Raw genomic sequence first — 9,373 nt, 5'->3', positions numbered from 1 at the left:
CCGGCTCCCCGGCCCGACGCCGCCGCGCCGGGCCCGCCCCGGCATCCCGGCCCGTCGGTTCCGCTCCACTCGCTCCCGGCCCGGGCGAGTCGGGACCCGTCGAGTCGGGGCCCGTCGGTTCCTGCTCGTTCATGCCCGCACCCCGGTGAGAAACGGATTGGCCGCGCGTTCACGCCCGATGGTGGTGCTGCCACCGTGGCCGGGCAGCACCACGGTCTCGTCGTCCAGCGTCAGCAGGGAGGCGGTCAACGACGTGCGCAGCGCCGCCGCGTCGCCACCCGGCATGTCCGTGCGCCCGACGGACCCGGCGAACAGCGTGTCGCCGGTGAGGGCGACCTGCCCGCCCTCGGGAGTCCGCAGCAGGAACACCACCGACCCCGGGGTGTGCCCGGGCGTGTGCTCCACCCGGACCGGCAGCCCCGCCACCGTCAGCGAACCGGTGTCGAGCTCGACGACCTCGGCGGGCTCGGCGAGCCGGAGCCCGCCGACGCCACGGGCCAGCTCGGGGCTGAGCCCGGCGGCCGGGTCGGTGAGCAGATGCCGGTCCTCACTCCGGATGTGGACGGCGACGCCGTGGTCGTCGGCGACCGTGGCCGCGCAGGCGATGTGGTCGACGTGGCCGTGGGTGAGCAGGACCGCCGAAAGGGTCAAGTCGTGCTCGGACAACGCCCGCTCGACCTCTGGCGCCGCGTCCAGTCCGGGATCGACGAGCACACACTCCGTACCCGCCTCGCGGGCGAGCAGGTAGCAGTTCGCCTGGAACGCGCCGACCGGAAACCCGACGACGAGCACGACTCACCTCCGCCTTCGCTGGGATTCACTTCACCCTAGCCGCCCCTGTACAGGGTCCTCACAGACAGTGCCCATAGACTGCGGCCACCGGCAGCCGGTCGGACGACAACCTTGGGAGGGCAGGTGGCCACCAACCAGCAGCGCCGCGAGGCCGCGAAACGCAAGCTCGAACGGCAACTCGCCCGTCGGGCCGAACGCGCGAAGCGACGCAGGATCGTCGGTGTGGGCGTGACCGTCGGCGCCGTGGTGGTGGTCGCCGGGCTCGTCGTGATCCTGGCGACCCGCGGCGACGACAGCGCGGCGGAGGACACCGGCGCCGACCCGGGCAGCACCCAGGGCAGCGCGCCGGAGAGCACACCGATCGAGATCCCGACCGAACGCGTGGCGGCACCGCAGCGTCCCGAGCCGCTGCCCGACCCCACGACGTGCGAGTATCCCGAATCAGGGGAGGCCGCGAAGGAGGTGGACCCGCCGTCGGGCGGTGAGGTCCCGGCCTCCGGCACGGTGCCCGTGACCCTGAAGTCGTCGGTGGGCGACATCCCGCTCGAACTCGACCGCGCGCTGGCCCCGTGCACGGTGCACAGCTTCGTCAACCTCGCCGAGCAGGGCTTCTACACCGACACCACGTGCCACCGGATCAGCACCGAGGGCCTGCAGATGCTGCAGTGCGGCGACCCGAAGGGCGACGGCACGGGCGGCCCCGGGTACAGCTTCGCCGACGAGACGTTCGAGGGCCTGACCTACGGGCGGGGCATCCTGGCGATGGCCAACTCCGGCCCGGACACCAACGGCAGCCAGTTCTTCATGGTCTACGGCGAGGCGCCGCTGCCGCCGGACTACACGGTGTTCGGCACGATCTCCGACTCGGGTCTCGACGTCATCGACGAGGTGGCGCGCGCGGGCCACGACAACAGCTCGCAGGCGGGCGGCGGCACACCGCACACCGACGTCACCTTCACCGAGGTCACCGTCGGGGGGAACTGAGGACCCCCGGTGGGACACGAGGCGGGAGTGTCGCCGGTGCGCGCCTACCTCAACGGCGAACCCGCCACCGCGGAACGGCTCGCCGCCGCCGCGGTGGCGGGCTACGGCCACTTCACCACGATGCGGGTCGCCGACGGGCGCGTGCGGGGCCTGGGCTCCCACCTCGACCGGCTCACGCACGGCAACCGCGTGGTCTTCGACGCCGACCTCGACACCGGTTTCGTCCGGGAGTGCCTGCGGCGTGCCGTGCCCGGCTCCGGTGACGTCGTCGCGCGGGTCACCGTCGTCGGGTCCCCGGTCGCGGTGCCTGCTGAGCCGGACGTGCTGGTGACGGTGCGCGAGTCGGCGCCCGCCGAGACACCGGTGCGCCTGCGCTCGACCCGGTACGAGCGCCCGTTGCCCGAGGTCAAGCACGTCGGCACCTTCGCCCAGCACCTCCACGCCCGCCGCGCCCGGCAGGCCGGCCACGATGACGCCCTGTTCGTCACCGGCGACGGCCTGGTCACCGAGACCTCCGTCCGCACCATCGGGTTCGTCGAGCACGGCACGGTGGTCTGGCCGCGCGGTCCCCTGCTGGCTGGCGTCACCCAGCACGTCCTCGACGAGGGCTTGCGCCGGGCCGGAGTGCCGACCACGCACCGGGCGGTCACGCTGGACGAGGTCCCGGGCTGCGATGCCGCCTTCGTGTGCAACGCGGGGGAACCGGTGCGCCCGGTCGCCGCCGTGGACGGCACTCCGCTGCCCGACGCCGGGTCCTGGACCGAGACACTCCGCCGGGCCTACGCGAGCATCCCCTCCGACCCGCTCTGAGCCCCCGCCCGCGAGTCGCCCCCTCGCCGCCCGCGAGTTGCCCTCCCCGGTCGGCGAGTTGCCCTCCCCCGGTCGGCGAGTTGCCCTTCACCGCCCGCGAGTTGCCCCTGGACGCCCGCGAGCCGTTCCGCGCAGCCGAGATCGTTCGCGCGATCCACGCCACCTCCGGCCCCGCGGTGGGACGCGGAGCCCTACAGTGTCCCGGTGACCGACGGGATCGCACTCGACCGGGACGGCGAGATCGCCAGGCTCACCCTCGCGCGCCCCGGCAAGATGAACGCCATCAGCCATGCGATGTGGTCGGCGGTGCCCGACGTGGTCGCCGAGGTCGAAGCGGACCCGACGCTGAAGGTTCTCGTGCTCACCGGCGCCGGTGAGCACTTCTCGGCGGGGGCCGACATCGCTGAGTTCCGGAACCTGCGCTCGACGGCGGACGGCGCCGCCGCCTACGACACAGCGGTCGAGCGGGCCGTGCGCGCGCTGACGGAGATGCGGAAGCCGAGCGTGGCGATGATCCGGGGCAACTGCATCGGAGGCGGTTGCCAGCTCTCCGTGGCCTGCGACGTCCGGTTCGCCGCACGGGGATCGCGGTTCGGCATCACCCCGGCCAAGCTCGGCATCGTCTACGACTTCACCTCGACCCGCCAGCTCGTCGCACTCGTCGGCCCGGCACACGCCCGGTACCTGCTGCTGTCCGCGCGGCTGATCGATGCCGACCGCGCCCGCGAGATCGGACTCGTCAACGACGTCGCCGACCCCGCCGACCTCGAGGCGGTCACGGCCGAATTCACGCACACCCTGTGCACGCGGTCCCAGACGTCGGTGCGCGGCATGAACGAGATCATCGAGCGCATCACCGCGGGCCAGGAGCACAGCGACGAGCACGTGGCGGCGATCCGGGCGGCGGCCGTGCACAGCACGGACTACGCCGAAGGGGTGTCCGCGTTCCTGGAGCGCCGCCCACCACGGTTCGCCTGAGCGGGGAAAGCAACCCCACCCGCGCCCCGCGGTTGCTCCGGCGGACCGGCGGGGGGCAACTCGCCGGACGCCCCGGGGCAACTCGCCGGACGCCTCGGGGCGACTCGCCGGACGCCTCGGGGCGACTCGCGGGCGAGCGGGGTCAGGTCGCCGAGGTCACGCGGTAGACGTCGTAGACCCCTTCGACGTTGCGGACGACCTTGAGCACGTGGCCGAGGTGCTTGGGATCGCCCATCTCGAACGTGAACCGGCTGACCGCCACGCGGTCACGCGAGGTCGTCACCGACGCCGAAAGGATGTTCACCTTCTCGTCGGCGAGTACCTTCGTCACGTCCGAGAGCAAGCGGTGGCGGTCGAGCGCCTCCACCTGGATCGCCACGAGGAACACCGACGACTCGGTCGGCGCCCACTCCACGTCGAGCAGCCGCTCCGGCTGCCTGCGCAGGTCGTCGGCGTTGGTGCAGTCCGTGCGGTGCACGCTCACCCCGCCGCCCCGGGTGACGAATCCGAGAATGTCGTCTCCGGGCACCGGAGTGCAGCACCGCGCGAGTTTGGTCCAGATGTCGGTCTGACCCTTGACCACCACACCGACGTCCCCGGTGCCGCGTCTGCGGGTGACGGTGGACGGCGTGGCCCGCTCGGCCAGCTCCTCCTCCGCCTCCTCGACCCCGCCGATCAGCGCGACGAGCCGCTGCACGACGTGCTTGGCGCCCACCTGACGCTCGCCCACCGCGGCGTACAGGGAACTGATGTCGGTGTGCCGCAACTCCTTCGCGACCGAGCCCATCGTGTCGGCCGAGACCAGGCGCTGCAACGGCAACCCGATCTTGCGGACCTCCTTGGCGATGGCCTCCTTGCCGGAGTCGATCGCCTCGTCACGACGCTCCTTGGCGAACCACTGACGGATCTTGGCGCGCGCCTTCGGCGACCCCGCGAACGACAGCCAGTCATGGCTCGGGCCCGCGCCCTCGGCCTTCGAGGTGAAGATCTCGACGACCTCGCCGTTGTCCAGCTTGCGTTCGAGCGCGACGAGCCTGCCGTTCACCCGCGCCCCGATGCAACGATGCCCCACCTCGGTGTGCACGGCGTAGGCGAAGTCCACCGGCGTCGAGCCCACGGGAAGCGTGACCACGTCACCCTTCGGAGTGAACACGAAGATCTCGCGGGTGGCCAGGTCGTAACGCAGCGACTCCAGGAACTCACCCGGGTCGGCGGCCTCCCGCTGCCAGTCGAGCAACTGCCGCATCCACGCCATCTCGTCGATGTCCACGGCGTTACCGCGGTGCGTGCCCCTGGTCTCCTTGTACCGCCAGTGCGCGGCGATCCCGTACTCGGCGGTGCGGTGCATCTCGTGCGTACGGATCTGCACCTCGAGCGGTTTGCCGTCGGGCCCGATCACCGTGGTGTGCAACGACTGGTACACGCCGAAGCGCGGCTGGGCGATGTAGTCCTTGAACCGCCCCGGCATCGGCTGCCAGAGCGCGTGCACGACGCCCATCGCCGCGTAGCAGTCGCGCACGTCCTCGACGAGGATGCGGACCCCGACAAGGTCATGGATGTCGTCGAGGTCGCGGCCTCGCACGATCATCTTCTGGTGGATCGAGTAGTAGTGCTTCGGCCTTCCCTCGACCTGCGCGCTCACCCGCGACTCGTCGAGCTGCTTGTTCAGCTCCCCGACCACCCACCGTAGGTAGGTGTCGCGGGACGGCGCCCGGTCGGCGACGAGGCGCACGATCTCGTCGTACTTCTTCGGCTGGAGGATCGCGAACGCCAGGTCCTCCAGCTCCCACTTCACCGTGGCCATGCCCAGGCGGTGTGCCAGCGGCGCCAGCACCTCAAGGGTCTCCTTGGCCTTGCGGGACTGCTTCTCCGGCGGCAGGAACCGCATGGTCCGCATGTTGTGCAGCCGGTCCGCGAGCTTGATCACCAGCACCCGGGGGTCGCGCGCCATCGCGATGACCATCTTGCGGATGGTCTCTGCCTCGGCGGCCGTCCCGAGTTTGACCTTGTCCAGCTTGGTCACGCCGTCGACGAGCTGGGCGACCTTCTCGCCGAAGTCCTCACCGAGCTGCGCGAGCGAGTACCCGGTGTCCTCGACCGTGTCGTGCAGCAGCGCGGCCACCAGGGTCGTGGTGTCCATGCCCAGCTCGGCCAGGATCGTGGCGACGGCCAGCGGATGCGTGATGTAGGGATCGCCGGACTTGCGGCGCTGCTCACGGTGCAGCTCCTCGGCCACGTCGTAGGCGCGCTGCAACAGCGCCATGTCCGCACTCGGGTGCAACTCCCGGTGGATGGCGGCCAGCGGCTCCAGCACCTGCTTCACCGACGCGGGCCGTTGCGCGGTGATACGCCGTGCGAGCCGGGCGCGCACCCGCCGGGTCGCGGACGGCGCTCGCACCGCGGCCCCGTCGGAGTTCTGCCCGCCGCGCGTGGACCCGCCGGCGTCGGAACGGGCAGCGGCCACGGAATCCAGCTCCTGGCTCACCCGAACACCTCCAGCGTCACGCGGATGTCAGGACGACATCGCTTACCAGCGTAACGCCCGAACCGCGCCGGGTGGGCGCACGGGCACGCCCGGCGCACACCCGGTGGTGGACACGGCGGTCATGCCGACCGCCCGCGACCGGGTGGGAGAACGCCTCCGGGGCCGACTGGAAGGGGCAACTCACCGGCCGCGAGGGGCAACTCGCGGGCCGTGAAGGGCAACTCGCGGGGTGGGTCAGACTGTGCGGAGGGCGTGGACCTCGACGCCCGGCATGCGGGCGCGGGCGTTGAGCTCGGCCAGTTCGAGTACGACGGCGATCCCGGTGACCTCGGCGCCCGCCGAGCGCAACAGCTCGGTCGTGGCCGCCACCGTACCGCCGGTGGCCAGCACGTCGTCGACCACGGCGACCCGCTCGCCCGCGCGTACCGAACCGGAGGGCAGTTCGAGGGTCGCGGTGCCGTACTCCAGCGTGTAATCGACCCGGCCCGCGACCTGCGGCAGCTTGCCCGGTTTGCGCACCAGCGCCACCCCGAGCCCCCGGGCGTACCCGAGGGCCGCCGCGAGCACGAACCCGCGGGCCTCCACCGCGGCGAGGCGGTCGACGTCCCCGACCGCCTCCCCCAGCGCGTCGATCACCAGCGCGAACGCGCCCGGGTCCCCGAACAGCGGGGTGAGGTCCCGGAACAGCACACCCGGCTCCGGAAAGTCCGGGATCTCGGTGATGAGGTCGAGGGCCTCGTCGACCTTGCGCGCCGTCACCGCTTCCGCTTCCCGGTCGGCCGCCCGGCACCGCCCTGCCCCGAGTCGCGGGCACCGCGCTTGCTCCTCGGGTGCCGGTCGGGCACGCTGGCCGCCGCCGCGAGCGCCTTCTCCTTGCGCAGCTCGGCGGCCAGCGACTCGTCGTCGCCCGGGTCGAAGTCGTCGTCGGCGGTGGCGCCGTTCATCTTGCGTGCCTGGTTCTCGCGGCGGGCACGGACCTTGTCGGCCTGCTTGAGGTACTTCGGATCGCGCATCTTGCCCGACACCAGAATCGGCGTGGCCAGCAGGATCGACGAGAACGTTCCCGCGATCAGGCCGGTCATCAGCACCAGCGCGAGGTCCTGGAGCGTGCCGGAACCGAGCAGGATGTAGCCGATCACCAGCAGGCCGACCACCGGCAGCAACGCGATCAACGACGTGTTGATCGAGCGCATCAGGGTCTGGTTCACCGCGAGGTTGGCCGCCTCGGGGTAGGTACGCCGGCTGAGGTTGAGCAGTCCCCGGGTGTTCTCCTTGACCTTGTCGAAGACCACGACGGTGTCGTAGAGCGAGTACCCGAGGATGGTGAGCAACCCGATCGCGGTCGCGGGGGTCACCTCGAAGCCGACCAGCGAGTACACACCGGCGGTGACCACGATGTCGTGCACGAGCGCCACGAGCGCGGCGACCGCCATCCACTTTTCGAAGTAGATGACAAGGAACACCGTCACCAGGACGAGGAACACCGCGAGCGCGATCAGCGCCTGCTGGGAGATCTCCCCGCCCCAGGACGCGCTCACGGCGCTGTCGCTGATCACCTGCTGGCTCGGCTGGCCGTTCGGTCCGAGCGGCTGGAGCTCGTCGAACAAGACCTGCTTGACCTCGGCGACCTCCCCCGGGTCGAGGCTCTCCGAGCGCAGCTGCACCGACGCCGCGTCCCCGACGCCGACCTGCTGCGTCTCGGACGGGTTGCGGCCGAGGGCCTCGGAGAACGCGCTCTGGGCCTCGTCGACGGTGATCGGGCCGTCGGCGCCCCGCGCGGGCATCTGGATCTGAGTCCCGCCCTCGAACTCGATGCCGAAGTTGAAGCCCTTGATCCCGATCGTGGCCGCGCACGCCAGCAGCAGGGCCCCGAAGACGAGGAACCAGCGCCTGCGGTGTCCGACGATGTCGAACGCGCCGGTGCCGGTGTAGAGGCGCTGGAGCAGTGACCCTTCCGTGGCGGTCTCACCGATGGCGTTCGTGCGACGCGGGTTGTTGGAGTCCACCTCACGCCTCCTTCGCGGCCGTGCCGAGGCGGTTGGCGGTGCGACGGCTCGACCCGATCCGCTGCACCGCACCCAGCCCGGAGAGCTTCGGGCTCGACAGCTTCTTCGACTTCGCCACCAGGGCCACGAGCGGGTGGGTGATGAGGAAGACGACGACCAGGTCGAGCACCGTGGACAGTCCCAGGGTGAACGCGAAACCCTTCACCTCGCCGACGGCGAGCACGTAGAGCACGGCCGCGGCGAGGAACATCACCGCGTCCGAGGCGAGGATCGTGCGCCTGGCCTTCACCCAGCCCCTCGGCACCGCCGAACGGAACGTTCTGCCCTCCCGCATCTCGTCCTTGAGGCGTTCGAAGTAGACGACGAACGAGTCGGCCGTGACCCCGATGGCGACGATGAACCCGACGACACCGGCGATGTCGAGGGTGTAGCCGATCCACCGGCCCAACAGGACCAGCGTGGCGTAGATGATCGTCGCCGACAGCGCCAGCGACAGGATCGTCAGCACGCCGAGGATGCGGTAGTAGAACAGGCAGTAGACGAACACCAGGGCGAGGCCGACCGCGCCCGCGATCAGCCCGGCCTCCAGCGTGGCCAGTCCGAGCGTGGCCGAGACCGTGGTGGCGTCGGAGGAGTCGAACGACAGCGGCAGCGAACCGTACTTGAGCACGTCGGCCAGGTCCTGGGCCTCGCTCTGGCTGAACTGGCCGGTGATCTGCGTGTCGCCGCCCACGATCGCCTGGTTGATGCTCGGCGCGGAGACGACCTCGGTGTCGAGGACGAAGGCGGCCTGCTCGTTGACGTTGGCCGAGGTGAAGTTGGCCCACGTCTCGGCGCCCTGCGCGTTGAACGACAGGTTCACCAGCCAGCCGTTGCCCTGCTGGGAGTCGTAGACGGCCGAGGCGGTATCGATCTGGGTTCCCTGGAGGAACACCGGGCCGAGCACGTACTTCTGGGTGCCGTCCTGGTTACAGGTCGCCAGGGGCAGTTTCGGGTCGTCGTTGCCCGCGAGCGGGTCGGGCCGGTCGGGGTCGCAGGTGAGCTGGCTCAGCGCCTGCTGCTGCGCCATCTGCGCGGCCTGGACCTGGGTCTGATCGCTCGGGTCGCCGGGCAGCATCCGCGGGTTCTGCCGGAGCTGCCGGGCTTCCTGGATGCGCTGCGCGACCTCGTCCCGGTCGGCGGAGTCGTCCTGGTTCTGGGCGGGCGCACCGGCCTGTCCCTGGGCGGCGGACTCGGCGTCGGAATCCTGGCCTTCGCCGGGCTGGTTCTGGTCACCGTCCCCGGCGGGCTGGGCCGCCGCGGCGGGCGCACCGCCCCC

Annotated in this window: 8 protein-coding genes; 3 read left to right on the top strand and 5 right to left on the bottom strand. The window is 71.3% G+C overall.

The features are described from left to right. Positions 1-129: 129 nt before the first annotated feature. Complete coding sequence (locus SACSA_RS0111200; protein ID WP_019815930.1) at positions 130-792, bottom strand: MBL fold metallo-hydrolase; 663 nt, start codon at positions 790-792, stop codon at positions 130-132. A gap of 123 nt (positions 793-915) precedes the next feature. Here SACSA_RS0111200 and SACSA_RS0111195 point away from each other — a divergent pair, with 123 nt between their 5' ends. From SACSA_RS0111195 to SACSA_RS0111185, 3 genes are all read left to right on the top strand, one after another. Beyond that, complete coding sequence (locus SACSA_RS0111195) at positions 916-1,776, top strand: peptidylprolyl isomerase (RefSeq protein WP_019815928.1); 861 nt, start codon at positions 916-918, stop codon at positions 1,774-1,776. A 9-nt stretch (positions 1,777-1,785) separates the two neighbouring features. Continuing rightward, complete coding sequence (locus SACSA_RS0111190) at positions 1,786-2,586, top strand: aminotransferase class IV (protein ID WP_232212926.1); 801 nt, start codon at positions 1,786-1,788, stop codon at positions 2,584-2,586. 204 nt (positions 2,587-2,790) lie between these two features. Next, positions 2,791-3,564, top strand: a complete 774-nt coding sequence (locus tag SACSA_RS0111185) for an enoyl-CoA hydratase/isomerase family protein (RefSeq protein WP_019815926.1) — start codon at positions 2,791-2,793, stop codon at positions 3,562-3,564. A gap of 142 nt (positions 3,565-3,706) precedes the next feature. On the opposite strand, the gene SACSA_RS0111180 is transcribed toward SACSA_RS0111185, so the two are convergent. From SACSA_RS0111180 to secD, 4 genes are all read right to left on the bottom strand, one after another. Next, positions 3,707-6,049, bottom strand: a complete 2,343-nt coding sequence (locus SACSA_RS0111180; protein WP_019815925.1) for a RelA/SpoT family protein — start codon at positions 6,047-6,049, stop codon at positions 3,707-3,709. A 234-nt stretch (positions 6,050-6,283) separates the two neighbouring features. Then, positions 6,284-6,808: an adenine phosphoribosyltransferase gene (locus tag SACSA_RS0111175; RefSeq protein ID WP_019815924.1), complete on the bottom strand. Its 525-nt coding sequence runs from the start codon at positions 6,806-6,808 to the stop codon at positions 6,284-6,286. Continuing rightward, positions 6,805-8,055 carry a protein translocase subunit SecF gene (gene secF, locus SACSA_RS0111170; RefSeq protein ID WP_019815923.1) on the bottom strand — a complete coding sequence of 417 codons (1,251 nt, stop codon included), beginning with the start codon at positions 8,053-8,055 and terminating at the stop codon, positions 6,805-6,807. The genes SACSA_RS0111175 and secF overlap by 4 nt, the downstream gene beginning before the upstream one ends. Position 8,056: 1 nt before the next feature. After that, the coding region (gene secD / locus SACSA_RS0111165) for a protein translocase subunit SecD (RefSeq protein ID WP_019815921.1) at positions 8,057-9,373 on the bottom strand (1,317 nt) is incomplete at its 5' end.

The organism is Saccharomonospora saliphila YIM 90502, assembly GCF_000383795.1.
In the GTDB taxonomy this organism is placed as follows: domain Bacteria; phylum Actinomycetota; class Actinomycetes; order Mycobacteriales; family Pseudonocardiaceae; genus Saccharomonospora; species Saccharomonospora saliphila.
Note: the sequence above shows the minus strand (reverse complement) of the source record. Positions and strands in the feature narration are given on the sequence as shown.